Annotated in this window: 19 protein-coding genes; 8 read left to right on the top strand and 11 right to left on the bottom strand. The window is 69.6% G+C overall.

The features are described 5' to 3' along the window. The first annotated feature begins 74 nt into the window (after positions 1 to 74). The gene (locus ACHBTE_RS23390; RefSeq protein WP_394725992.1) at positions 75 to 242 is read left to right on the top strand and encodes a hypothetical protein; all 168 of its coding nucleotides are present in this window, start codon (positions 75 to 77) and stop codon (positions 240 to 242) included. Between the two features lie 103 nt (positions 243 to 345). Here ACHBTE_RS23390 and dnaE read toward each other — a convergent pair whose 3' ends face one another. After that, positions 346 to 3,885 carry a DNA polymerase III subunit alpha gene (dnaE, locus tag ACHBTE_RS23385; RefSeq protein ID WP_394725990.1) on the bottom strand — a complete coding sequence of 1,180 codons (3,540 nt, stop codon included), beginning with the start codon at positions 3,883 to 3,885 and terminating at the stop codon, positions 346 to 348. Between the two features lie 255 nt (positions 3,886 to 4,140). On the opposite strand from dnaE, the gene ACHBTE_RS23380 reads away from it, so the two are divergent. The 5 genes from ACHBTE_RS23380 (at position 4,141) to ACHBTE_RS23360 (ending at position 9,473) form a co-directional block, all read left to right on the top strand. Continuing rightward, positions 4,141 to 5,466: a DUF2252 domain-containing protein gene (locus ACHBTE_RS23380; RefSeq protein WP_394725988.1), complete on the top strand. Its 1,326-nt coding sequence runs from the start codon at positions 4,141 to 4,143 to the stop codon at positions 5,464 to 5,466. 87 nt (positions 5,467 to 5,553) lie between these two features. Beyond that, on the top strand, positions 5,554 to 6,252 hold the full coding sequence (locus tag ACHBTE_RS23375; protein ID WP_394725986.1) for a hypothetical protein: 699 nt from the start codon (positions 5,554 to 5,556) through the stop codon (positions 6,250 to 6,252). Between the two features lie 77 nt (positions 6,253 to 6,329). Continuing rightward, positions 6,330 to 7,169 carry a thioredoxin domain-containing protein gene (locus ACHBTE_RS23370; RefSeq protein ID WP_394726076.1) on the top strand — a complete coding sequence of 280 codons (840 nt, stop codon included), beginning with the start codon at positions 6,330 to 6,332 and terminating at the stop codon, positions 7,167 to 7,169. Positions 7,170 to 7,312: 143 nt separating this feature from the next. Next, positions 7,313 to 7,705: a hypothetical protein gene (locus tag ACHBTE_RS23365; RefSeq protein ID WP_394725985.1), complete on the top strand. Its 393-nt coding sequence runs from the start codon at positions 7,313 to 7,315 to the stop codon at positions 7,703 to 7,705. A gap of 106 nt (positions 7,706 to 7,811) precedes the next feature. After that, on the top strand, positions 7,812 to 9,473 hold the full coding sequence (locus ACHBTE_RS23360) for an alkaline phosphatase D family protein (RefSeq protein ID WP_394725984.1): 1,662 nt from the start codon (positions 7,812 to 7,814) through the stop codon (positions 9,471 to 9,473). 66 nt (positions 9,474 to 9,539) lie between these two features. Here ACHBTE_RS23360 and ACHBTE_RS23355 read toward each other — a convergent pair whose 3' ends face one another. Further along, positions 9,540 to 10,109, bottom strand: coding sequence for a dienelactone hydrolase family protein (locus ACHBTE_RS23355; protein ID WP_394725983.1), 570 nt, complete (start codon positions 10,107 to 10,109; stop codon positions 9,540 to 9,542). Positions 10,110 to 10,204: 95 nt separating this feature from the next. Between ACHBTE_RS23355 and ACHBTE_RS23350 the strand changes: the two genes are divergently transcribed. Next, positions 10,205 to 11,323 (top strand): mechanosensitive ion channel family protein, encoded by a 1,119-nt coding sequence (locus ACHBTE_RS23350; RefSeq protein ID WP_394725982.1) that lies wholly within the window; start codon positions 10,205 to 10,207, stop codon positions 11,321 to 11,323. Positions 11,324 to 11,341: 18 nt separating this feature from the next. Here ACHBTE_RS23350 and ACHBTE_RS23345 read toward each other — a convergent pair whose 3' ends face one another. The 6 genes from ACHBTE_RS23345 to ACHBTE_RS23320 all read right to left on the bottom strand — a co-directional run bounded on the left by ACHBTE_RS23345 (position 11,342) and on the right by ACHBTE_RS23320 (position 18,387). Then, a complete protein-coding gene (locus tag ACHBTE_RS23345) occupies positions 11,342 to 12,082 on the bottom strand; it encodes an SDR family NAD(P)-dependent oxidoreductase (protein WP_394725981.1) in 741 nt (246 codons plus the stop codon). Between the two features lie 38 nt (positions 12,083 to 12,120). Next, positions 12,121 to 13,704: a Na+/H+ antiporter gene (locus ACHBTE_RS23340; protein ID WP_394725980.1), complete on the bottom strand. Its 1,584-nt coding sequence runs from the start codon at positions 13,702 to 13,704 to the stop codon at positions 12,121 to 12,123. Positions 13,705 to 13,788: 84 nt separating this feature from the next. Next, positions 13,789 to 14,349 (bottom strand): GNAT family N-acetyltransferase, encoded by a 561-nt coding sequence (locus tag ACHBTE_RS23335; protein WP_394725979.1) that lies wholly within the window; start codon positions 14,347 to 14,349, stop codon positions 13,789 to 13,791. Further along, complete coding sequence (locus ACHBTE_RS23330; RefSeq protein WP_394725978.1) at positions 14,346 to 15,290, bottom strand: RluA family pseudouridine synthase; 945 nt, start codon at positions 15,288 to 15,290, stop codon at positions 14,346 to 14,348. The genes ACHBTE_RS23335 and ACHBTE_RS23330 overlap by 4 nt, the downstream gene beginning before the upstream one ends. 79 nt (positions 15,291 to 15,369) lie before the next feature. After that, on the bottom strand, positions 15,370 to 15,975 hold the full coding sequence (gene lspA / locus ACHBTE_RS23325; protein ID WP_394725977.1) for a signal peptidase II: 606 nt from the start codon (positions 15,973 to 15,975) through the stop codon (positions 15,370 to 15,372). A gap of 90 nt (positions 15,976 to 16,065) precedes the next feature. Continuing rightward, a complete protein-coding gene (locus ACHBTE_RS23320) occupies positions 16,066 to 18,387 on the bottom strand; it encodes a TraR/DksA C4-type zinc finger protein (protein ID WP_394725976.1) in 2,322 nt (773 codons plus the stop codon). Between the two features lie 594 nt (positions 18,388 to 18,981). Between ACHBTE_RS23320 and ileS the strand changes: the two genes are divergently transcribed. Further along, positions 18,982 to 22,125 (top strand): isoleucine--tRNA ligase, encoded by a 3,144-nt coding sequence (gene ileS, locus ACHBTE_RS23315; protein ID WP_394725975.1) that lies wholly within the window; start codon positions 18,982 to 18,984, stop codon positions 22,123 to 22,125. A gap of 220 nt (positions 22,126 to 22,345) precedes the next feature. Here ileS and ACHBTE_RS23310 read toward each other — a convergent pair whose 3' ends face one another. The 3 genes from ACHBTE_RS23310 to ACHBTE_RS23300 are packed head-to-tail and all read right to left on the bottom strand — an operon-like array spanning position 22,346 to position 24,514. Beyond that, positions 22,346 to 23,473 (bottom strand): DivIVA domain-containing protein, encoded by a 1,128-nt coding sequence (locus ACHBTE_RS23310; protein ID WP_394725974.1) that lies wholly within the window; start codon positions 23,471 to 23,473, stop codon positions 22,346 to 22,348. Between the two features lie 55 nt (positions 23,474 to 23,528). Further along, positions 23,529 to 23,816, bottom strand: a complete 288-nt coding sequence (locus tag ACHBTE_RS23305) for a YggT family protein (protein WP_004001943.1) — start codon at positions 23,814 to 23,816, stop codon at positions 23,529 to 23,531. Positions 23,817 to 23,872: 56 nt separating this feature from the next. Next, positions 23,873 to 24,514 carry a cell division protein SepF gene (locus ACHBTE_RS23300; protein ID WP_394725973.1) on the bottom strand — a complete coding sequence of 214 codons (642 nt, stop codon included), beginning with the start codon at positions 24,512 to 24,514 and terminating at the stop codon, positions 23,873 to 23,875. Positions 24,515 to 24,595: the final 81 nt, after the last annotated feature.

The following is a 24,595-nucleotide window of genomic DNA, read 5'->3' as shown; positions in this document are numbered from 1 at the left end:
ACATGCACTCTTTATCAGCGTATGTGAATCTGGTCCCGGCCCTGGCCCCTAGATCCCCCACAGGAGGCATCACCATGGCCAAGAACAAGAAGCAGGACCGGAAGCAGCCGCAGTCCGCGCGTGGTCCGCAGCAGGCCCAGCAGTCTGTGCTGGAGCCGCAGCAGCCCGAGCAGCACGCCACGCAGGTCACTCCCGGCGACATGGCCCGCAAGGGCCGGCAGAAGCGCTTCGGTCACAACTGACATCTGCGTAACGGGTTGTTGAGACCCAGGCACACGAAGAGGGGCGCACCCGGTGCGGGTGCGCCCCTTGCGCGTGGGTGGGCTGTGCCTCTGTCTCCGGCGCTCAACCCGCCAGGCAGGACGGTCCGAGCAGCACCTTCAGGTCTCCGAAGAGCGCGGGGTCGGGCTTCACTCGGTGCCGGTCCAGCCGCAGTACGGTGGTCTTGGTCGGCCCCTGGAGCTTGATGCGGACCTCGCTCTCGCCCTTGTGGTGGCTGAGGATCTCGCCGAGGCGGCTGACCATCGGCGGGGTGACCCGGGTGGCCGGGATGGTGAGGATCACGGGCGCGTTGGTGCCCGCGTTGGACAGGTCGGGGACCTGGAGCTCCATCGCGACCAGCCGCGGCACGTCCTCGCGCTTGTCCAGGCGGCCCTTGACGAACACGACGGCGTCCTCGACGAGTTGGGTCGACACCAGCTGGTACGTCGCGGGGAAGAACATGCACTCGATGGACCCGGCGAGGTCCTCGACCGTGGCGATCGCCCAGGCGTTGCCCTGCTTGGTCATCTTGCGCTGGAGGCCGGAGATGATGCCGCCGATGGTGACGACCGCGCCGTCCGCGTGCTCGCCGCCGGTGAGCTGGGCGATGCCCGCGTCGGCCTTGTCGGACAGCACGTGCTCCAGACCGAAGAGCGGGTGGTCGGAGACGTACAGACCGAGCATCTCCCGCTCCTGGGCGAGCAGATAGGTCTTCTCCCACTCCTCGTCGGTGAACTGCACGTCGAGGCCGAACCCGGGTTCGTTGCTCTCCTCCTCGCCCATGCCGCCGAACAGGTCGAACTGGCCCTCGGCCTCCTTGCGCTTGACCGCGACCACGTTGTCGATCATCGGCTCGTACTGCGCGGTGAGGCCCTTGCGGGTGTGGCCCAGGGTGTCGAAGGCGCCCGCCTTGATCAGCGACTCGGTGGTGCGCTTGTTGCAGGCGGTGGCGTCGACCTTGTCGAGGTAGTCGGGGAAGGAGAGGTACTTCCCCTTCGCCTTGCGGCTCTTGATGATCGACTCGACGACGTTCGTGCCGACGTTGCGCACGGCCTCCAGGCCGAAGAGGATCACGTCGTCGCCCTGGGCCGCGAAGTTGTGCACCGACTCGTTGACGTTCGGCGGGAGCACCTTGATGCCCATGCGGCGGCATTCGTTGAGGTAGATCGCCGACTTGTCCTTGTCGTCCTTGACGGACGTCAGCAGCGCGGCCATGTACTCGGCGGGGTGGTTGGCCTTGAGGTAGGCGGTCCAGTACGACACCAGGCCGTACGCGGCGGAGTGCGCCTTGTTGAAGGCGTAGCCGGCGAACGGGACCAGCACGTCCCACAGGGCCTGGATGGCCTCGTCGCTGAAGCCCTTCTTGCGGGCGCCCTCCTGGAAGAGGACGAAGTTCTTCGCCAGCTCCTCGGGCTTCTTCTTGCCCATCACACGGCGGAGGATGTCGGCCTCGCCGAGCGAGTAGCCGGCGATGATCTGGGCGGCCTTCTGCACCTGCTCCTGGTAGACGATCAGGCCGTAGGTGACGTCCAGGACCTCCTTGAGGGGCTCTTCGAGCTCCTTGTGGATCGGCGTGATCTCCTGCTGGCCGTTCTTTCGAAGGGCGTAGTTGGTGTGGGAGTTCATGCCCATCGGGCCCGGGCGGTACAGGGCCGACACGGCGGAGATGTCTTCGAAGTTGTCCGGCTTCATCAGGCGCAGCAGGGAGCGCATGGGGCCGCCGTCGAACTGGAAGACGCCGAGGGTGTCGCCGCGCTGGAGCAGTTCGAAGGTCGTGGGGTCGTCCAGGGAGAGGCTGAGGAGATCGATGTCGATCCCCTTGTTGGACTTCACCATCTTGACGGCGTCGTCCATGATCGTCAGGTTGCGCAGGCCGAGGAAGTCCATCTTCAGCAGGCCGAGCGACTCGCAGCTCGGGTAGTCCCACTGTGTGATGGTCACGCCGTCGGTGTGCCGGACCCAGACGGGGACGTGCTCGGTGATGGTCTCGCTGGACATGATCACGCCGGCCGCGTGCACACCCATCTGCCGGACCAGGCCCTCCACGCCGCGTGCGGTGTCGATGACCTTCTTCACATCCGGTTCGTTCTCGTACATCCCGCGGACCTCGCCGGCCTCGCTGTAGCGAGGGTGCTGCGGGTCGGTGATGCCGGAGAGCGGGATGCCCTTGCCGAGGACGTCGGCGGGCATCGCCTTGGTGATGCGGTCGCCCATCGCGTACGGGTAGCCCAGCACGCGCGCGGAGTCCTTGATCGCGTTCTTGGCCTTGATGGTGCCGTAGGTGCCGATCATGGCGACCTTGTCGGCGCCGTACTTCTCCGTCACGTACCGGATCACCTCGACGCGCCGGCGCTCGTCGAAGTCGATGTCGACATCGGGCATCGAGATGCGCTCGGGGTTGAGGAACCGCTCGAAGATCAGGCCGTGCGGGATGGGGTCGAGGTCGGTGATGCCCATGGCGTAGGCGACGATCGAGCCGGCCGCGGAGCCTCGGCCGGGGCCGACCGCGATGCCGTTGTTCTTGGCCCACATGATGAAGTCGGCGACCACGAGGAAGTAGCCGGGGAAGCCCATCGAGATGATGACGTCCATCTCGTAGTCGGCCTGCTTCTGCCGGTCCTCGGGGATGCCGCCGGGGAAGCGGCGCTCCATGCCGCGGCGCACCTCCTCCTTGAACCAGGTGACCTCGGTGTAGCCCTCGGGGATGTCGAACTTGGGCATGAGGTCGCGCTTCTCGAACATGCCGGTGGTGTCGACCATCTCGGCGACCAGGAGCGTGTTGGCGCAGCCCTCCTGCCAGGCGTCCGAGGAGTCGATGGCGTACATCTCGTCCGTGGACTTCAGGTAGTAGCCGGTGCCGTCGAACTTGAAGCGGTCCGGGTCGGAGAGGTTCTTGCCGGTCTGGATGCACAGCAGCGCGTCGTGCGCGCCCGCCTCGTGGGCGTAGGTGTAGTGCGAGTCGTTGGTGACCAGCGGGGGGATGCCGAGCTTCTTGCCGATGTCGAGGAGGCCCTGCCGGACCCGGTGCTCGATCTCGATGCCGTGGTCCATCAGCTCCAGGAAGTATCGGTCCTTGCCGAAGATGTCCTGGTAGTCGGCGGCGGCCTTGAGGGCTTCCTCGTCCTGTCCCAGGCGCAGCCGGGTCTGCACCTCGCCCGAGGGGCAGCCGGTGGACGCCACGATCCCCTCGGACCACTGGGCGATGGTCTCCTTGTCCATCCGGGGCCACTTCTGGAGCCAGCCCTCGGCGTAGGCGTCGGAGGAGAGCCGGAAGATGTTGTGCAGGCCCGTCCGGTTGGTGGCCCACATCGTCTTGTGGGTGTAGCCACCGGAACCGGAGACGTCGTCGCGCTTCTGGTGCGGCTGGCCCCACTGGATCTTGCGCTTGTTGCGACGGGACTCGGGGGCGACGTACGCCTCGATCCCGATGATCGGGGTGATCCCGGCCTTCTGCGCGGTGTGGAAGAAGTCGTACGCCCCGTGGAGGTTGCCGTGGTCGGACATGGCGATGTGGGTCATGCCCATCTCGTTGCACGCGTTGAACATGTCCTTCAGCCGCGCGGCACCGTCCAGCAGCGAGTACTGGGTGTGGACGTGCAGGTGCGTGAACGGCGGCTTTGACACGGCTTGGCCTCCATGAATGTAACGCTGCGGCGCGAAGCGCCTCGTTGAGGGGCGGTGGTCGGGCGACGGGTGGGCGCTCGGTGACAGGCGGACGGACACTTCTGGGGACAGCGTCGAAGTCTATGCCTCGGGACTGACACTCGCGGGCGTCCCCCGCGTACCTTCACAGCGAGGGGCGCGGGCACTTTTGTGCGGGCCCGCGCGTTGGAAGCAACAGAAACGCTGTCGTACACATGCACCAGGAGGCACCCCGCGATGTCGGTCCCCCAGCTCAACGGCGAGCAGCGCGGCGACGAGATCCTCGCCGTCTTCGACACCGCCTTCGGCGACCTCCTGGCCGCCGACCCGGCCGCGTTCCGCGTGAAGTTCAGGAAGATGGCGGCCTCGGCCTTCGCGTTCTACCGCGGCACGGCGTGTCTCTTCTACCACGACCTCGACACGGAGAAGCGGGGCGGCCCGTACCTGGACGAGCGCACCTCCCGCGTGTGGATCCACGGCGACCTGCACGCGGAGAACTTCGGCACGTACATGGACGCCAACGGACGGCTGGTCTTCAACGTCAACGACTTCGACGAGGCCTACGTCGGCCCCTTCACCTGGGACCTCAAGCGCTTCGCCGCCTCCATCGCCCTCATCGGGTACGCCAAGGCCCTGGGCGACGACCAGATCACCGAGCTGGTGCGGATCTACGCCGCCGCCTACCGCGAGCGGGTGCACGCCCTGGCGACCGGCGCCAAGAGCGACGAGGTGCCGCCCTTCACGCTGGACTCCGCTCAGGGTCCGCTGCTGGACGCGCTGCGCGACGCCCGTGCGCTGACCCGCTTCGGGCTGCTGGAGTCGATGACCGAGATCCGTGACTTCGAGCGCCGCTTCGCCCCGGGCGGCGGCTCCATCGAGCTGGACGCGGCAACCCGCTACAAGGTGCTGGCCGCCTTCGACGGCTACCTGGAGACGCTGCCGGACGCGTCCCTGGCCCGCCCGGACTCGTACCGCGTGAAGGACGTCGTCGGCCGCCGCGGCATCGGCATCGGCTCGGCCGGGCTGCCGTCGTACAACATCCTGCTGGAGGGCCACACCGACGCCCTCGAGAACGACGTGGTGATCTACATCAAGCAGGCCCAGACCCCGGCCGTCTCCCGGCACATCACGGACCAGGCCCTGCGGGACTACTTCCAGCACGAGGGCCACCGCACGGTGATCTCCCAGCGCGCCCTCCAGGCCAACGCCGACCCGTGGCTGGGCTGGACCGAGCTGGACGGCGCCGGTCAGCTGGTCGCGGAGGTCTCGCCGTACGCCGTGGACCTGGACTGGGGCGACATCGACGACCCGGAGGAGATCGCGGCGGTCGTCGCCGATCTCGGCCGGGCGACGGCCACGATGCACGCGGCGGCGGACGACACCTCCGGCGAGTCGCTGGTGCCGTTCTCCACCGAGCGTGCCATCGACGCGGCGATCGCGGCCGACGAGGAGGGCTTCGGCGAGCTCCTGGTCTCCTTCGCCCATGACTACGGCGCACGCGCGCGTGCCGACCACCAGACCTTCGTGGACCTGTTCCGCAACGGCCGGATTCCGGGTCTGTGACGAAGTGCGTCACCCAGCCGCTTCCCGGCCGTTCGCAGGCAGCCTTTAGGAGTCTCTTACAGACTCACATGACAGACTCTGCACACCATGGACATATCCGGGACCCCGCTTCGCGCAGTACGCGCGGCGCTGTTCACGTCACTCGTCGTGACGCTCAGCGCCGCGTCGCACGTGCTGCTGTCCCGGGCTCCCCTGCCGTTGAACTCGGTGGCCCTGCTCGCGGTCGCCGTGTTCGCCCTGGCGTACGCGCTGGCCGGCCGTGAGCGGACGTTCGGGCGGATCGCCGCCCTGCTGATACCGCTGGAGCTGGCCGCCGACACGATCCTCACCACGGGCCAGCACGTCTGCTACGGCAAGGCGGGCGGGCCGGTCGCCGGCCCCCTGGCCTCGGTCGGCTGGGACGTGCTGTGCGGTGACGGCACCCGGGTCGGCACCCCGCTGGCCCAGGTCACCGGCGCCGACCCCGACGAGCTCGGCGGTCTCCTCGCCCATGCCGACCCGGCCACCGCCTGGCTCCTGCTCGGCGCCCACATCGGCGTCGGCCTAGTCGCCGCCGCCTGGCTGCGGCGCGGCGAGCGGGCCCTGGCCCAGCTGATGCGGGCCGTGACCGCGACGACGTTCCGGCCGCTGCTGCTGGCGGTCGCGGCGGTGACCGTCCGGCTCGCCCAGCCCGCCCTGCGCCTGCCGCGCCCCACCCCCCGTACGGCCGTCTCGCGCAGCCTTCTCCTCGCGCACTCCCTGGGACGGCGTGGACCGCCGTGCTCGCCCGCCGTCGCCTTCGCGTGAACGGCCATCGAGCACCCCAGTCCACTCATACGTAACCCGCACACACAGGTGTGCGCGTCCCCATGGAGATCACCAACATGAGCAAGCGGAACACCCAGGCGGCGAAGACGGCGGCCCGAGAGCGGCTGCGCGCCGAGCGCGAGCGCGAGGCGAAGCGGGCGAAGACCCGGCGGCAGATCGTCGTCGCCCTCTCGGTCGTCGGCGTCCTGGCGGCGGCCGGCGGCATCGGTTACGCGATCGTCCAGGCGAACAAGCCCAGCCATTGGGAGCAGCAGGTCGACGCCAAGGTCGTCGCGCCGGCCAACACCACGGGCAAGAACGGTACGACAGTCGTCATCGGCAAGGACAGCGCCAAGAAGACCGTCAAGATCTACGAGGACCCGCGCTGTCCCGTGTGCGCCTCTTTCGAGCAGGCAGTCGGCCCGACCGTCGACAAGGACATCGAGAGCGGGAAGTACAAGGTCCAGTTCATCGGTGGCACATTCCTCGACGGCGACCAAATGAAGAACGGCGAGATCGGCGCCAACGGCGAGGGCTCCAAGAACGCCATGAGCGCCATGGGCGCCGCGCTGAATGTCAGTCCGGAGGCGTTCCTCGACTACAAGGCCGCGCTGTTCTCGGAGAAGTTCCACCCGCTGGAGTCCGAGGACAAGTTCAAAGACGACGACTATTTGACCGAGATCGCGAACACTGTGCCGTCTCTGAAGGGCAACGCCAAATTCGAGAACGCCGTCAGGGAGGGCACCTACGACGCATGGGCTCTGGAGATGTCGAAGACCTTCGACACCAACCCGGACGACGTGAGGGGCACCCCGAGCTTCGTCGTGGACGGCAAGGTGCTCAAGACGTCCAACCCCAACGTGCCGTGGACCGCTGCCGAGTACACCAAGGCTGTGGACGCGGCCCTCAAGGGCTAGTCGAGCCGTCGCTTCGGCCACCTCCGCTGTTCGAGGTGGCCGAAGGGCACACCCTCCGATTGACCTTCTCCGTTCATCTGACATACACATGCCGATGCAAGCGATCTTCTGACCGAGGATCGATCGAATCGGGGAGAGTCAACGTGAAGTTACGAGTCAAGGCCCTCAGCAGCAGTGTCATAGCAGGCGCGGCCGCCGTCGTTTTCGCCGCAAGCCCGGCCTCCGCCGGCACTGATGTGTACGTCAATACGAGCGACCCGTGGAACGCCGCTGCCGCCGGCTTCGCGGCTAACGACGAGTTGTTCACCGTCTGCGACAACCGCGGCGACGGCATGCGAGCCAGCGGCCACATCGGCTGGCTCAGCCCGCAGATGTCCTACTGGGTGCCACTTCAGGACGCCAACGGCGCCCACAACTCGTGCGCACGAAAGAACCTGGACATTGCGGAGGGCACTACTGTGACCGTCCAGATCTGTATCAGGAATGGCGCAAACGGCGAGGACAGGTACTGCGAGACCAAGCGCGGCAAGGCCTAGACTCCGTCGCGCCCCGCCGATGACCGGGGTGCTGTGCGGCAAAGAGCGGGCGAACTTTCGCGAGTTCGCCCGCTCTTGTTCATACCGCTAAGTAACCTGATCGGCTGTGACCAGTCGATACAGATCATCCGAGCAGCTCAACTCCCTCTCCCCGCGCCGCCGTACGGTCGTCAAGGCCGCGGCGGCGACGGCTGTCCTGGCCGGTCCGCTCGCCGCGGCGCTGCCCGCCCGCGCCGCCGACGCGGCCCCGGCCTTCCTGCACGGCGTCGCCTCGGGCGACCCACTGCCCGACGGCATCCTGCTATGGACCCGGGTGACGCCGACACCCGAGGCCACGCCCGGCTCCGGACTCGGCCCGGACACCGAGGTCAGCTGGATCGTCGCCCGGGACAAGGCGATGACGGACATCGTCGCCAAAGGCTCGATCACCGCGACCGCGGCCTCCGACCACACCGTGAAGGCCGACATACGCGGCCTGGAGCCGGCCACCGACTACTGGTTCCGCTTCTCGTCCGGCGGCAGCGACTCCCCGGCGGCGCGTACCCGCACCGCGCCGGCGCCGAGCGCCGCCGTGTCGGGCCTCCGCTTCGGCGTGGTCTCCTGCGCCAACTGGGAGGGCGGCTACTTCTCCGCGTACCGCCATCTCGCGGCCCGGGGTGACCTGGACGCCTGGCTGCACCTCGGCGACTACATCTACGAGTACGGCACCGGCGAGTACGGCACCCGCGGCAAGGTCGTACGGCAGACCGAGCCCGCCCACGAGATCCGCACGCTCGCCGACTACCGCATCCGGCACGGCAAGTACAAGACGGACCCCGACCTCCAGGCCCTGCACACCACGGCCCCCGTCATCGCGATCTGGGACGACCACGAGATCGCCAACGACGCCTGGTCGGGCGGTGCCGAGAACCACACCGAGGGCGCCGAGGGCGCCTGGGCGGCGCGTCAGGCCGCCGCAAAGCAGGCCTACTTCGAGTGGATGCCGGTGCGCCCGGCGATCGCCGGCACCACCTACCGCCGGCTGCGCTTCGGCAAGCTCGTCGACCTCTCGCTGCTCGACCTGCGCTCCTTCCGCTCCCAGCAGGTCAAGGTCGGCAACGGCGAGGTCGACGACCCGGACCGCACGCTCACCGGCCGAGCCCAACTGGACTGGCTGAAGGCCGGGCTGAAGTCCTCCGACACCACCTGGCGGCTGGTCGGCAACTCGGTGATGGTCTCGCCGTTCGCCATCGGCAACCTCTCCGCGGAGCTGCTCAAGCCGCTCGCCAAGCTGCTGGGCCTGCCGCAGGAAGGGCTCGCCCTCAACACCGACCAGTGGGACGGCTACACGGACGACCGCCGCGAACTCCTCGCCCACCTGCGCTCGAACGCCGTCCGCAACACCGTCTTCCTGACCGGCGACATCCATATGGCGTGGGCCAACGACGTGCCGTACGACGCCGGTACGTATCCGCTGTCCGCCTCCGCCGCCACGGAGTTCGTCGTCACGTCGGTCACCTCCGACAACCTCGACGACATCGTGAAGGTCCCCGAGGGCACGGTCTCCGCGGTCGCCTCACCGCTCATCAGGGCCGCCAACCGGCACGTCCACTGGGTCGACACCGACCGGCACGGCTACGGCGTCTTGGACATCACGGCGGACCGGGCGCAGATGGACTACTACGTGCTGTCCGACCGGACGAAGGCGGACGCGACCTCCAAGTGGACCCGTTCCTACCGCACCCGCAGCGGCACCCAGAAGATCGAGCGGACGTACGACCCGGTCTGACCCGACCCGCCCAGGAGGCCCTCCAGCGGACTGGAGGATCTTGAGGGTCTATAGGGCTAGAGGGGCCTAGAGGGTCTCGAGGAAGCCGAGCGCCACCCGCCAGGTGGCCTCGGCGGCCTCCTCGTCGTAGTCCGGCAGGCCGGGGTCGGTGTAGAGATGACCGGCCCCGGCGTATCTGTAGACCTCGACGTCGGCGCCCGCCCTTCCCAGCTGGAGATACCAGGCGCTGAGCCAGTCGTCCGTCTCGAACGGGTCCGGCTCGGCGACATGCAGCTGCACCGGCAGCTCGTCCACCGCGGCGTTCGGCGCGATGTCCGACGTGCCGTGCAGGAGCAGCAGGCCACGGGCCTTCTCGTCGCCGAGCGCGAGGGTCTGGGCGATGGAGGCGCCGAACGAGAACCCTGCGTACACGAGCCCTCGCTCGGAGTAGGGCGCGGCGGCCAGCACGGCCCGCTTCAGCAGCTCGTCCTTGCCGGTCCGCTCGTTGAACTCCATGCCCTCCTCGACCGTCTCGAACGTGTGCCCCTCGAAGAGGTCCGGCGTCCACACCTCGTGTCCGGCGGCGCGCAGCCGGTCCGCGGCCTGGCGCACCGCGGGCCTGAGGCCATAGGTCGAGTGGAAGAGCATGATGTTCATGAGGCCATGGTGCCAGCCGGGTACGACAACGCCGTGACCACCGCCTCATGGACGCACATGTTCATGACCCCCCTTGGCTGGTTACGTTCGAGGGCATGGAGAACATAGTCCGCCCGCTGATCGTGATCGGCGGCTCGGTTCTGCTCACCCTGATCATCGGGTGGGCCTCCGACCGTCTGATGCGCAAGGCCGACGAACGGCACAGTGAGACCCCGCTGTGGGGTCTGCTGCGTCGCGCCCGCATCCCCTACCAGCTCGTTCTGTGTACGGCCCTGCTCAGAGGGTCCTACGACGAGGCGCAGCTGCTGGTGGCGCACCGGGTCGCCCTCGGCCGGGTGCTGACGCTGGTGCTGATCGGCGCGGCGGCCTGGCTGGCGATCCGTATCGCGGCGGCCGTCGTGGAGACGACGTACACGCGCTATGCCCGCGCCCACCGTGACGCGGCCCGCGTCCGGCGGGTGCGCACCCAGGTCTCGCTGATCATGCGGGTGGTGACCGCGGTCGTCGGTGTGGTGGCCGTGGCGGCGATGCTGCTGACGTTCCCGGCGTTCCGTGCGGCCGGTGCCTCGCTGCTGGCCTCGGCAGGCATCCTCGGCATCGTCGCCGGTGTCGCGGCGCAGTCCACGCTGAGCAATATGTTCGCCGGGTTCCAGATCGCCTTCGGTGACATGGTGCGCCTCGGGGACACGGTCGTGGTGGACGGCGAGTGGGGCACCGTCGAGGAGATCACGCTGACGTTCCTGACCGTGCGGACGTGGGACGAGCGCCGGATCACCATGCCGGTGTCGTACTTCACCTCGAAGGCGTTCGAGAACTGGTCGCGCGGCGGCGCCCAGATGACCGGCACCGTCTTCCTGCACGTCGATCACGCGGCGCCGATGGAGAAGATGCGCGACAAACTCCGCGACATCCTGCGCGAGTGTCCGGCGTGGGACGGCCGGGACTACGGGCTGGTCGTCACCGACTCGACGCCGAGCACGGTCGAGGTGCGGGCCCTGGTGACCGCGAAGGACGCGGACGACCTGTGGACGGTCCGGGTCACGGTGCGCGAGCAGCTGATCCGCTGGCTGGCCGACGAGCACCCGTACGCCCTGCCGCGCGTCAACGCGGCGGACGCGGCCCTGCCGCCCGGCTTCCCGGTCCCCGGCCGGATCCCGGCCCGCCGCGCCTTCCAGCACGACCACCAGCCGGCGGCCAGGCCGGAGCGCCCCTGAGCGCCCCGGCCCGCCCGGTCAGTGGCCACGCTCGGCGCCACCGTTGACCTGGATGATCTGCGAGGTGATGTGCCCGGCGCCGTGGGACGCCAGCCAGTGCAGGGTCGCGGCGACGTCCCCCGGCGTGGCGGCCCGCCCGGTCGACGTCTCGGCGACGAGCCGGGCACGCCGCTCCTCGTCCATCGCGCCGCCGAAGAACTCGGTGTCCTCGACATAGCCGGGCGCGACCACGTTCACGGTGATGCCGCGCGGACCCAACTGCCGGGCCAGAGCATGGGCGTACGGATGCAGCGCCGCCTTGGACGCCGCGTACGCCACGTTGCCGGAGCCCCGGAAGGCGGCGATGGAGCCGATGAACAGCACCCGCCCGCCGGGGTCGGCGAGCCGGTCCTTGAGCGCCTCGGTGAGCAGGGCCGCGGTCAGGGTGTTGAGGCCGAAGTTCAGCGTCCAGTTGTGCAGGACGACATCGAGCGGTTCGTCGCTGTCCACCTTGGGCTCGAGGTGACCGGCGCCTCCGGCGCTGTGGATCAGCACGTCCACCGTGCCGAGCTCCGCGGCCACGAACCGCTCCACGCCCCGCACGCCGCGTGGCTTGCTCAGGTCCGCCGCACAGGTGAGGGCGCCGGGGACCCCGGCCTGCTCCAGCACCTCGGCGCGCCGGCCGAGCAGCAGCACCTGATCCCCGTCCGCCGCGAACAGCTGTGCCGCCGCGAGCCCGATCCCCGTACCCCCACCGCTGATCACCACATTGCGAGCCATGATCAGAGCCTACGAAGGGACCGTCGGCGACGCCCACTTCAGCGCAGACTGCGCACGTCCAAATGCCGCAGCACCCGGTCCACCACCTCCGGATCGGCCCCCGGCTCACTGCGGGCCGCCACGATCTCGTGCCGCGCCGCGCTGAGCATCTCGGCCTGGATCCGCCGCACCCGCTTCAGCCGCCGCACCCGGTGCTCATAGGCCTCCTTGCGCTCCTCCTCGCCGAGCTCCGGGCTGATCCGCACCCCGATCTCGAACGCCCTGCGCAGCATCTGCTCGGACAACTCCTCGGGCAGCTCCTCGGCGTCCTCGATCTCCCGCAGCCGTCGTTTCGCGGCCGTGGCCGCCCGCACCGCCAGCTGCTTCTCGAACTCCTTCTCCCGCTCGCTGTCGGCGCGCACCCCGAGCCGTTTCACCAGCCACGGCAGGCTCAGCCCCTGCACCACCAGCGTCGCCATGATCACGCCGAACGCGATGAACACGATCTCGTTCCGGTCGGGGAAGGCGGCCCCCGAGTCCGTCTCCAGCGGGATGGCCAGGGCCAGGGCAACCGAGGCGACGCCGCGCATCCCCGCCCACCACATCACGACGGTCTCCCGCCAGCTCATCGGGATCTCCTCGTAGTCCCGCTCGGCGTGCATCCGTTTGGCGAGCCAGGTGGCCGGCAGCAGCCACAGCAGCCGTACCAGGACGACGACCACGACCACCACGGCCGCCCAGGTGAGCATGTCGCTCCACCGGCCGGACGCCGTCCGCAGCGCGTTGTGCAGTTCGAGCCCGATCAGACCGAACGCGACGCCGGTGACGAGGGTGTCGACGATGTCCCAGAAGGTGTGCCCGGCGAGCCGTGTCATCACGTCGTCGGGGTCGGTGGCGTACTCGGCGAGGAAGAGGGCCGTGACCAGCACGGCGAGCACACCGGAGCCCTGGAGCTCCTCGGCCATCACATAGGAGGCGTACGGCACCAGCAGCGTCAGCCCGATCTGGAGGGTGGCGTCGCCCAGCAGGTCCATCAGCTTGTTGGCGCCCCACCCGAGGGCGAGCCCGACGGCCAGCGCCACCACGGCGGAGAGGAACAGATCGAGTCCGGCCTGCCACGGCGAGAAGCTGCCGCTGACGACGGCGGCGATCGCCACGTGGTAGAGCACGATGGCCGTCACGTCGTTGAAGAGCCCCTCGCCCTCCAGGATGGACACCATGCGCCGCGGCAGCCCGAGTTGTCCTGCGACCGCGGTGGCCGCCACGGGGTCGGGCGGCGCGACCAGCGCGCCCAGGGCGAACGCGGCGGCCAGGGGCAGCCCCGGCACGATCGCGTGGGCCGTGGCGGCCACGCACAGCATCGTGACGAACACCAGCGCCACGGCCAGCAGAAGAATGGGCCGTACGTTCGCCGCGAACTGCCGCCAGGAGGTCCGTCGTACGGCGGCGTACAGCAGCGGCGGCAACAGCAGCGGGAGAATGAGGTCGGGCGGGATCTCGACGTTCGGTACGAACTCGAGCAACGCGAGGACGATCCCGAGCAGCGTCATCAGCACCGGCGCCGGCAGCCCGAACCGGTCCCCCACCGGGACGCTCACCAGGGCCCCGAGCAACAGCACGAACAACAGGGCCAACTGATCCACGGTCAGCGCTCCGGGAAGGTCGACATTCACACGACAGGACTCAAGCCTGCCACGCCGACTTCCTCACCAGCTCTTACAGCCCGGCTACAGAGCGCGCCGCATCGCCCGGTGCGGTATCCCGGCGTCCGGGAACTCTGGCCCGTACGCCACGTACCCGAGCCGCTCGTAGAACCCCAGCGCATGCGTCTGCGCGTGCAGATCGACGGCCGCGAGCCCACGCGCGCGTGCCGCCTCCTCGACGGCCCGCACCAGGGCGGCCCCGACGCCGAGCCCGCGCGCCGCCCGGGTCACGGCGAGCCGCCCCAGCGACCCCACCGTCGGATCGCCGTCGACCTTCGCGGCTGCCGCCTCACCGTGCAGCAGCCGGCCCGTGCCGAGCGGCAGCCTGTCCTCGCGGACGGCCAGGACATGGACGGCACCGGCGTCGTAGGCGTCGTACTCGATCTCCTGCGGGACGCCCTGCTCGACGACGAAGACCTCCTTGCGCACCGCGAAGCACGCCTCACGGTCGGCGGGGCCGTCGGCGACCCGCACGGCGTACGGCCGGCCGTTGGCGTCGGACGGGCCGACGGATGAGCCGGAAAGGGCGGACGGGCCGGAGAGGGCGGACGGGCCGACGGACGGGACGCTCCGGGGAGCGCTCATGCCCAGGTCTCCTCGCGGACCTGGTCCAGGGCCTTCTGGAGGTCGGCCGGGTAGTCGCTGGCGAACTCCGCCCACTGCCCGTCCCCGGGGTGCTCGAAGCCCAGTCGCACGGCGTGCAGCCACTGGCGGGTCAGCCGGAGCCGCTTGGCGAGCGTCGGGTCGGCGCCGTAGGTCAGGTCGCCGACGCAGGGGTGCCGGTGGGCGGCCATATGGACGCGGATCTGGTGGGTGCGGCCGGTCTCCAGCTTCACATCGAGCAGCGAGGCCGCGCGGAACGCCTCGATCAGGTCGTAGTGCGTGATCGACGGCTTGCCTTCGGCCGTGACCGCCCACTTGTAGTCGTGGTTGGGGTGGCGGCCGATCGGCGCGTCGATGGTGCCGCTGGTCGGGTCGGGGTGGCCCTGGACCAGCGTGTGGTACCGCTTGTCGACCGTGCGCTCCTTGAACTGGCGCTTGAGCGACGTGTACGCGTACTCGGACTTGGCGACGACCATCAGTCCCGAGGTGCCCACGTCGAGCCGGTGCACGATGCCCTGGCGCTCGGCGGCACCGGAGGTCGAGATCCGGTAGCCCGCCGCGGCGAGGCCGCCGATGACCGTCGGTCCGGACCAGCCGGGGCTCGGGTGGGCTGCGACGCCGACCGGCTTGACGATCACCACCACGTCGTCGTCGTCGTGCACGATCTCCATGCCTTCGACCGGCTCGGCGACGATCTGCACCGGCGCGGGCGCCTGCGGCATCTCCACCTCGAGCCAGGCGCCGCCGTGCACGCGCTCCGACTTGCCGACCACCGACCCGTCGACCATGACCTTCCCCGCCGCGGCGAGCTCGGCCGCCTTGGTCCGGGAGAAGCCGAACATCCGGGAGATGGCGGCGTCGACGCGCTCGCCCTCCAGGCCGTCGGGCACGGGCAGGGTACGGATCTCGGGAATCGTGCTCACCCATCGAGTATGCCGGACGGCGCCGACACCCCCGTACGGAGCCTGTGGACAACTCGGGCGGGCGGCCCCGGGCGCGGACTCAGTCCTTGTGGACGGTGCCGTCCGGGTCCAGGCCCTTGAACGACAGCAGCACGATCAGGATGCCGCCGCACACGATCGCCGAGTCGGCCAGGTTGAACACGGCGAAGTGCTTGGGCGCGATGAAGTCGACGACCGCGCCCTCGAAGACGCCGGGCGAGCGGAAGATCCGGTCGGTGAGGTTGCCGAGGGCACCGCCGAGCAGCATGCCCAGCGCGATCGCCCAGGGCAGGCTGTACAGCTTGCGGGCGAGCCGGGCGATCACCACGATCACGGCCGCCGCGATCACCGTGAAGATCACGGTGAAGGCCTCGCCGAAGCCGAAGGCCGCGCCCGCGTTGCGGATCGCCTCGAACTTCAGCCAGTCACCGATGATCTCGATCGGCGGGTGGTGCTCCAGCTTCTCGACCACGATGATCTTGCTGATCAGGTCCAGGAGGTACGCGAACGTGGCCACCCCGAAGAGCACGGCGACCCGGCGCCGGCCGCGGGGCCGCTCCGCCGTGCCGTCCGCGGCGTCCTTCGCCTGCCCGTCGGGCTGCTCCGGCTCGGCTCCCCCCGCCTCAGGGGTGTCCGGCGTACCGATGATGCGCTCCGCCTCTGCCACGTGAGTCCCTCAACCTAGGTACCTGACTGAGGACGAGAGTACGGCACGTCCGAAGGCACCCGCGTACCGGCCAGTACCGCTCAGAACGGCTCAGTACCGCCGTTCCTGCTTCTGCTTGCACTCCACGCACAGGGTCGCGCGCGGGAAGGCCTGCATCCGTGCCTTGCCGATCGGGTTGCCGCAGTTCTCGCACAGGCCGTAGGTTCCCGCGTCGAGCCGCTCCAGGGCCCGCTCGGTCTGGATGAGCATCTCGCGCGCGTTGGCGGCGAGCGCCAGCTCGTGCTCACGCGTGATGTTCTTGGCGCCGGTGTCCGCCTGATCGTCGCCGGCTCCGTCCCCCGAGTCCCGCATCAGACCGGCCAGCGACCGCTCGGACGAGGTGATCTCGTCGCGCAGCCGCGTCTCCTCCGCCTGGAGCTCCGCGCGCGCCTCCTCGACCTCCTGCGGGGTCCAGGGGTCCTCACCGGGGCGCACCGCGAGGTCGCCGGGCTCCGCCGCGGCGATGCGTGCCTTGGGAACGGCGGTCTTCGCCGTCGTGGCCGTGCCAGGAGTCTTCTTCGCAACCACCGTCGTGGCTCCCGTCTGCTCCGCGGCCTGCGCCGCGCCCGCCTTCTTGGCCCTGCTCTCGACGACGGCCCTCTGACCGGCCGTTCGCTCCACACCCACACCCTTCGCGGTGGCCCGCTTCCTGACCGCCCGCCCTTGAGAGGCGCCCTTCCCGGCGGCACCCGCCTTCCCACCCGCGACGCCCACCACTACGTCGCCGGCTCCCTCTCCAGCGCCCTTCCTCCGGCCGCCCTTGACCCCGGCCGCCGCCTTACGGGCCCCACCCCGCCCGCCTGCCTCCCCCTCGACGGCCGCCTTCGTCCCGCTGCCTTCCAGGACGGCTTTCCTGGATGCCGCCTTGTTGCCGGTGCCCTTGCCCGCCGCCTTCTCGGTCACCGCCGCCCTGGCCGCGTCTCCTTCGGCCGCCTCTGCCGTGTCCGCCGCCGCTGCGACCGCCGCCTTCTTACCCGCGCCCTTACCGGCCGCCGCCTTCCCGGTCACCGCCGCCGTGGCGGCCACATCTTCGGCCGCCGCCCTGGCCGCGGCTCCTTCGGCCGCCTCTGCCGTGCCCGCCGCCGCTGCGACCGCCGCCTTCTTACCCGCGCCCTTACCGGCCGCCGTCATCTCGCTCACCGCCGCCTTCTCGGTGGCCGCTTTCCCGGTCGCCGTGCTTTTGGCCGTGCCCTTACCGGCCGCCTGACCGGTCGCAGCCGCCCTGGCCGCCGCCTTGTCGGTCGTTGCTGCCGTGGCCGCCGCTGCTTCGGCCGCCGCCTTATCGGTCGCCGCTTTCCTGGCCACCGCCTTCTTGCCGGTGCCCTTGCCGGCCGCCGCCTTGTCGGTCGTTGCTGCCATGGCCGCCGATTCTTCGGTCACCGCTGCCGTGGCCGCCGCCCTGGTCGCCGCCACCTTTTCGTCGGCCGCTTTCCCGGCCGCCGCCCGCCTGGTGGCGGCCTTCTCTGCCGTCGCCTTCCTGGTGCCGGCCCTTTCCGTCGCCTTCTTGATGGCCGCTTTCTCTGTCGACGCCTTCTTGCCCCCGGCGCCCGCCGCCACCGCATCCCCACCGACCGCTGCCGCTGCCCGACCGCCCGCCTTTTCCCCGACGACCGCCTTCACGGCCGGCTTCTTCACGGCACTTTCCTTCGCCACGGCCCTCTTGACCGCGCCCTTCTTGGCGGCGCTGCGCTTAGCCTTGCTGCGCGTCACCGCGCTGCTCTCAGCCTCACCGCTCGTCGCCACGCCGCTCTTTGCCGCATGCCTGTCGGCAGCGCTCCTTTCGGCAGCGCTCTTCCTGGCCGACGCCTTCGCGCTCACGGCGCCCACGGCGCCCACGCCAGCAGTCCCCTCACCGCCAGCCACCCCTGCGGTGGCCTTTTTGGCGGTGGCCTCCTTGGCGGTGGCCTTCTTGACCGCGACCTTCTCAGCGGCGCTCTTCATGGCAGTGGCCTTCTTGGCAGTGGCCTTCTTGGCGGTGGCCTTCTTGGCCGCAACCTTCTTGACCTCAGCACTCCTGCCACCGGGCCCCATCCCCGCGGCCCGTCCTCCCCGTCCCCCGCTCCCCTCCCCCTCGACCGCCTTCTTGGCCGGCGCGCCCTTGGCCCCGGCTGCCTTCCTCGACACGGCCTTCCTCGCCGCCTGCGCCCCGCGCGCCCCAGCCCCGCCCCCGGCGGCTCCCCGGACCGTCTTCACCGGCTTCTCGCCCCTCGCCCCCGCGGAAACCGACCGTGCGCTCTTCTTTCCGCCCACATCCTTGGCCGCACCGCCGGAGGCCCTGGCACCGCCGGAGGCACCCGCACCGCCGCCGGAGGCACTCGCATGTGTGGACCTGCTCGACGCCGACTGCTCTTCGGCGGTCTTCTTCGCCACCATGCCGCGGCCCCTTCACATATTGTGATCTTGCTCGCGAATCGTGCTGGGACGATAAATCGACTTGAGTCCCGCGGCAACGGGGCACACCGCCCGATTCGCCCGCCTCGCGCATGTCGCGCGGGAGACCTGCATCCGTTGTGCCCAGCTCCCCGCGGGGTATGCCGCCGAGTCGAACGTCCCAGAATCCGAACACACGTACCGCCCCATTCGGGTCATCCCGGCGAGAAGACCACCCCTTCCCCCACGTGCCGGAAATCCGGTCGGCCGCTGTCGCCCCGGCGCCGTACACTGGGCGGAGCGAAAAGCGTGGATGGGGACGAGTAGCGGCGTACGCAGCCCAGAGCGACCCGGGGACGGTGGAAGCCCGGGGGCGAGCGCGACGTGAAGATCACCCCGGAGCCGCCGGAAGAAAGCCCGCACCGGGCGAGTAGAACCGGTATCGCGACCCCAATGAGGGGGCTCACCGACGCACACCCCGCGTCGGCGGGTCAAGGAGGGTGGTACCGCGGGAGCGCGCCGAAACCGGCGTACGGAAAGACTCGGCTCTCGTCCCTCCGGACGGAAGGCAGCAAGTCCGCCGGAGGAAGCCCGCTGATGACATCGCCGACGTACCGCCAGGTACCCGCCCAGGTCGACCTGCCCGCCCTCGAGCACGCCGTGCTCGACTTCTGGCGCGAGCAGAAGATCTTCGCCAAGAGCCTGGAGCAGTCCGAGGGCCGCCCCGAGTGGGTGTTCTACGAGGGCCCGCCCACCGCCAACGGCATGCCCGGCGCCCATCACATCGAGGCCCGCGTCTTCAAGGACGTCTTCCCCCGCTTCCGCACCATGCGCGGCTACCACGTGGCCCGTAAGGCCGGCTGGGACTGCCACGGCCTCCCGGTGGAGCTGGCGGTCGAGAAGGAGCTCGGCTTCAGCGGCAAGAAGGACATCGAGGCGTTCGGCATCGCCGAGTTCAACGCCAAGTGCCGCGAGTCCGTGCTGCGCCACACCGACGCCTTCTCCGACCTGACGACCCGCATGGGCTACTGGGTGGACCTCGACGACGCCTACGTCACGATGGAGCCCGAGTACATCGAGTCCGTCTGGTGGTCCCTGAAGGAGATCTTCAACAAGGGGCTGCTGGTCCAGGACCACCGCGTCGCCCCCTGGTGCCCCCGCTGCGGCACCGGCCTGTCCGACCACGAGCTGGCGCAGGGCTACGAGACGGTCGTCGACCCCTCGGTGTTCGTCCGTTTCCCGCTCACCTCCGGCCCGCTCGCCGGCGAGGCCGCGCTCCTGGTGTGGACGACCACGCCCTGGACCCTCGTCTCCAACACGGCCGTGGCCGCGCACCCCGAGGTCACCTACGTCGTGGCGACCGACGGCGAGGAGAAGCTCGTCGTAGCCGAGCCGCTTCTCGCCAAGGCCCTCGGCGAGGGCTGGGAGACCACCGGCCAGACCTTCACGGGCGCCGAGATGGAGCGCTGGACGTATCAGCGGCCGTTCGAACTCGTCGAGTTCCCCGCCGAGGCGCACTACGTCGTCAACGCCGAGTACGTCACCACCGAGGACGGCACGGGTCTGGTCCACCAGTCCCCCGCGTTCGGTGAGGACGACCTCAAGGTCTGCCGCGCGTACGGCCTGCCGGTGGTGAACCCGGTCCGCCCCGACGGCACCTTCGAGGAGGACGTCCCCCTGGTCGGCGGCGTCTTCTTCAAGAAGGCGGACGAACAGCTCACCGAGGATCTTCAGCAGCGCGGTCTGCTCTTCAGGCACATCCCGTACGAGCACAGCTATCCGCACTGCTGGCGCTGCCACACGGCGCTGCTCTACTACGCGCAGCCGTCCTGGTACATCCGCACAACCGCCGTCAAGGACCGACTTCTCGACGAGAACGAGAAGACCAACTGGTTCCCCGACACGGTCAAGCACGGCCGCTTCGGCGACTGGCTGAACAACAACATCGACTGGGCCCTGTCCCGCAACCGCTACTGGGGCACCCCGCTGCCGATCTGGCGCTGCGAGGACGACCACCTCACCTGCGTCGGCTCCCGCGCGGAGCTCAGCGAGCTGACCGGCACCGACCAGTCCGGTCTTGACCCGCACCGCCCGTTCATCGACGACGTCACCTTCGCCTGCCAGAAGGACGGCTGCGGCAAGACGGCCACACGCGTGCCGGAGGTCATCGACGCCTGGTACGACTCGGGTTCGATGCCGTTCGCGCAGTGGGGCTACCCGTACAAGAACAAGGAGCTCTTCGAGAGCCGCTACCCGGCGCAGTTCATCAGCGAGGCCATCGACCAGACGCGCGGCTGGTTCTACACGCTGATGGCCGTCGGCACGCTCGTCTTCGACAAGTCGTCGTACGAGAACGTCGTCTGCCTCGGCCACATCCTCGCCGAGGACGGCCGCAAGATGTCCAAGCACCTCGGCAACATCCTCCAGCCGATCCCGCTGATGGATCAGCACGGCGCGGACGCGGTGCGCTGGTTCATGGCGGCCGGCGGCTCACCCTGGGCAGCCCGCCGCGTGGGCCACGGCACGATCCAGGAGGTCGTCCGCAAGACGCTCCTGACGTACTGGAACACGGTCGCCTTCCAGGCCCTGTACGCCCGTACGTCGAACTGGGCGCCCTCCGCGGCCGACCCCGCCCCCGCCGACCGCCCGGTCCTGGACCGCTGGCTGCTGTCCGAACTGCACGCGCTGACCGACCAGGTGACCCAGTCCCTGGAGGCGTACGACACCCAGCGCGCCGGCAAGCTCCTCTCGGCGTTCGTCGACGACCTGTCTAACTGGTACGTCCGCCGCTCGCGCCGCCGCTTCTGGCAGGGCGACAAGGCCGCGCTGCGCACCCTGCACGAGGTCGTCGAGACGGTCACCAAGCTGATGGCCCCGCTGACCCCGTTCATCACCGAGCGGGTCTGGCAGGACCTGGTCGTCCCGGTCACGCCGGGCGCCCCGGAGTCGGTGCACCTGGCTTCCTGGCCTCAGGCCGACCTGTCGGCGATCGACCCCGAGCTGTCCAGGCAGATGGTCCTGGTCCGTCGGCTGGTCGAGCTGGGGCGCGCCACGCGCGCGGAGTCGGGCGTCAAGACCCGGCAGCCGCTGTCCCGGGCCCTGATCGCCGCGACGGGCTTCGACGCCCTCGACCGTGAGCTGCACGCGCAGATCACGGAGGAGCTGAACGTGAGCTCGCTGGCGTCCCTCTCAGAGGTCGGCGGCAGCCTGGTCGACACCACGGCCAAGGCCAATTTCCGCGCCCTGGGCAAGCGGTTCGGCAAGCGCGTCCAGGACGTGGCGAAGGCCATCGCGAACGCGGACGCGGCGGTGCTGTCCCTGGCCCTGCGCGAGGGCACGGCGTCCGTGGAGCTCGACGGCGAGACGGTCGCGCTCGCTCCGGACGAGGTGATCATCACGGAGACCCCGCGCGAGGGCTGGTCGGTGGCCTCCGACTCGGGTGCGACGGTCGCCCTGGACCTGGAGATCACGGAGGAGCTTCGCCGGGCGGGCCTGGCCCGGGACGCGATCCGCCTGATCCAGGAGGCCCGCAAGAACAGCGGCCTGGACGTTGCCGACCGCATCGCCCTGCGCTGGACGGCGACGGACGAGGCCACGATCGCGGCGCTGACGGAGCACTCCGGGCTGATCGCCGACGAGGTCCTGGCCACGGACTTCGCCCAGGGCGAGGCGGACGACAACTACGGCTCCCCCTTCGAGGACGAGGGCCTGACCCTGACGTTCCGCCTGCGCAAGGCGTAGCGAGGCTCGGCCGGGCATGCGAAGGCCCGGGACCGCCAAAGAATCTTGGCGGTCCCGGGCCTTCGGCGTTGTGTACGTCGGACACCGCACGCGACTGCCGAACAAACGCCGCAGGCCGGCGTGCACGGGCGTGCGCACGCGTGGCAAAAGGGCGGGGCCCCGGATCGAATCCGGGGCCCCGCCCTGAACGCTGCCGACGCCTACGGCGTACTACCAACCGTCAGTTGTCGTCCTCGTCGATGAGGAACCCGCGCATCGGCGAGGGAGCCTGGCCCATCGGGGACGGACCCTGCGGCCGGACCGGTGCCATGGGCTGGGTCATCGCCGGGGACATCTGCTGCTGACCGCCGTAGGACGGGGCAGCCGGGGACGGGCCGCCGCCCATCGTCTGGTTGCCGCCGTACGACGGGGCGCTCGCGCCGGCCGGAGCCATCGAGGGCGCCGGGGACGGCGGGAGGGACGCGGTCGCCGGAGTGCGCGGCGGGGCGAGCGAGTCGTCCGCCTGGGTCTCCAGCTGACGCAGCTGCGACTCGAGGTAGGACTTCAGCCGCGTGCGGTACTCGCGCTCGAAGCCGCGCAGGTCCTCGACCTTGCGCTCCAGCGTGGCGCGGGCGGACTCCAGGGAGCCCATCGCGACGCGGTGCTTCTCCTGCGCGTCCCGCTCCAGGGCGTCGGCCTTGGCACGGGCGTCACGCTCGAGACCCTCGGCACGCGAACGCGCCTCGCCGACGATCTTGTTGGCCTCGGAACGGGCCTCCGCGATCGCCTGGTCGGCGGTCTGCTGGGCGAGCGACAGAACGCGCGCAGCGCTGTCGCCGCCGGGGCCGCCCTGACCGGGACCGCCCATCGGGCCACCCATGGGACCGCCCATCGGGCCGCCCATCTGCTGCATGGGGGGCTGGCCCATCGGCCCCGGACCCTGGCCCATCGGACCGGGACCCTGCGGGCCACCCTGACCGCCGGGGCCGGCGGGCAGCTGCGGGGCACCGCTCGGCAGCTGGGGCGGGCCACCCATGGGGCCACCCATCTGCTGCTGCGGCGGGCCCGATATCCCAGCGGGGACGGGAGCCCCGGGACCGCGCATGCCCTGCTGAGGCATGCCGCCCTGCTGCTGGTCCTGCGGTCCGCCGGGACCCTCCGGCGGCTTGCGCATGTTCTGCTGATTCTGGGCAGCAGCACGCGTGGCCGCGGCCAGCTTGGCGCGCAGGTCCTCGTTCTCGCGGAGCAGTCGGGTCAGTTCGGCTTCGACCTCATCGAGGAAGGCATCGACCTCGTCCTCGTCATAGCCTTCTCGGAGGCGGACGGTCGTGAACTGCTTGTTCCGCACGTCCTCGGGGGTCAACGGCATCTCTTCACCTCAACGTAGTCGTCGGCAGTCGGCAAGACCGTATCTGTCACATCGCTCACATCGCGCTCCGTACGAGCGTGATCAGGATGTAGACGATGATCATCAGTACGAAGAAGGACAGGTCGAGCGCCACGCCCCCGAGACGCAGCGGCGGGATAACCCGCCGCAGAAGCTTCAACGGTGGATCGGTGACAGTGTAGGTGGCCTCCAGAACGACCACCATCGCCTTGCCGGGTTGCCATGAGCGGGCGAACTGGAAGACGTAGTCCATGACCAACCGGAAGATGAGCACGATGAGGAAGACCATCAGCGCGATGTAGAGAACCTGCAGGACCACGCTCATGACTGGTGCTTCCCTCTCCCCTGTTCGTTGTCGTGCGGTCTTTCCGGTGGTGCGTCTCAGCTCTGGTTGAAGAACCCGCCCTCTGCGATGCGGGCCTTGTCCTCCGCCGTGACATCGACGTTAGCAGGCGACAACAGGAACACCTTCTGCGTCACCCGCTCGATGCTGCCGTGAAGACCAAACACCAAACCCGCCGCAAAGTCGACAAGTCGCTTGGCATCTGTGTCATCCATCTCAGTCAGATTCATGATCACCGGGGTGCCCTCACGGAAGTGTTCCCCGATGGTACGGGCCTCGTTGTAGGTCCGCGGGTGAAGGGTGGTGATCCGGTAAGGCTCTCGTTCCGACACGACCTTGGGCATGATCACCGGTGCGTTCTTCTCCAGACTTGCGCGTTCTTGTGTGATGGACGCCACGGGCGCGATACGCGCGGGACGTCCGGATTCCGCGGGAAGCGAAGCCGATCGGGCGACCGGTTCACGCGGCGCGGGCGGCTGTACGATTCGTACCTCTTCGTCCCTTTGGGACTGATGTGCACTGTGCGACTGGTGGGACGGCTCGTGCCGTCGGTGGTCGCGCTCGGGCTCCGGGTCCAGTTCGGGCTCGAAGTCGTCGTCGGGATCGAACCCCCGGCCGTCGTACCCATCGTCCTCCACGAGGCCGAGGTAGACCGCCATCTTGCGCATCGCGCCGGCCATGCTCTGAGTCCTCCGCTCTGTGGTGGATCGACTGCCAAGTGCCCGCGATCCACGCGGTCGTTACGCCCGCCTTTCGGCGTT

This window comes from Streptomyces sp. M41 (genome assembly GCF_043673425.1).
In the GTDB taxonomy this organism is placed as follows: Bacteria; Actinomycetota; Actinomycetes; order Streptomycetales; family Streptomycetaceae; genus Streptomyces.
This window is presented reverse-complemented; position numbering and strand designations above follow the sequence as displayed.

Excerpts from the sequence above, each read along its gene's own strand:
- ACHBTE_RS23380 (WP_394725988.1), top strand. The coding sequence starts at position 4,141 with ATGTCGGTCCCCCAGCTCAACGGCGAGCAGCGCGGCGACGAGATCCTC.
- ACHBTE_RS23345 (WP_394725981.1), bottom strand. The coding sequence starts at position 12,082 with ATGGCTCGCAATGTGGTGATCAGCGGTGGGGGTACGGGGATCGGGCTC.
- ACHBTE_RS23375 (WP_394725986.1), top strand. The coding sequence starts at position 5,554 with ATGGACATATCCGGGACCCCGCTTCGCGCAGTACGCGCGGCGCTGTTC.
- ACHBTE_RS23335 (WP_394725979.1), bottom strand. The coding sequence starts at position 14,349 with ATGAGCGCTCCCCGGAGCGTCCCGTCCGTCGGCCCGTCCGCCCTCTCC.
- ACHBTE_RS23370 (WP_394726076.1), top strand. The coding sequence starts at position 6,330 with ATGAGCAAGCGGAACACCCAGGCGGCGAAGACGGCGGCCCGAGAGCGG.
- ACHBTE_RS23350 (WP_394725982.1), top strand. The coding sequence starts at position 10,205 with ATGGAGAACATAGTCCGCCCGCTGATCGTGATCGGCGGCTCGGTTCTG.
- ACHBTE_RS23355 (WP_394725983.1), bottom strand. The coding sequence starts at position 10,109 with ATGAACATCATGCTCTTCCACTCGACCTATGGCCTCAGGCCCGCGGTG.
- ACHBTE_RS23305 (WP_004001943.1), bottom strand. The coding sequence starts at position 23,816 with ATGAGCGTGGTCCTGCAGGTTCTCTACATCGCGCTGATGGTCTTCCTC.
- ACHBTE_RS23390 (WP_394725992.1), top strand. The coding sequence starts at position 75 with ATGGCCAAGAACAAGAAGCAGGACCGGAAGCAGCCGCAGTCCGCGCGT.
- ileS (WP_394725975.1), top strand. The coding sequence starts at position 18,982 with ATGACATCGCCGACGTACCGCCAGGTACCCGCCCAGGTCGACCTGCCC.
- ACHBTE_RS23300 (WP_394725973.1), bottom strand. The coding sequence starts at position 24,514 with ATGGCCGGCGCGATGCGCAAGATGGCGGTCTACCTCGGCCTCGTGGAG.
- ACHBTE_RS23310 (WP_394725974.1), bottom strand. The coding sequence starts at position 23,473 with ATGCCGTTGACCCCCGAGGACGTGCGGAACAAGCAGTTCACGACCGTC.
- ACHBTE_RS23320 (WP_394725976.1), bottom strand. The coding sequence starts at position 18,387 with ATGGTGGCGAAGAAGACCGCCGAAGAGCAGTCGGCGTCGAGCAGGTCC.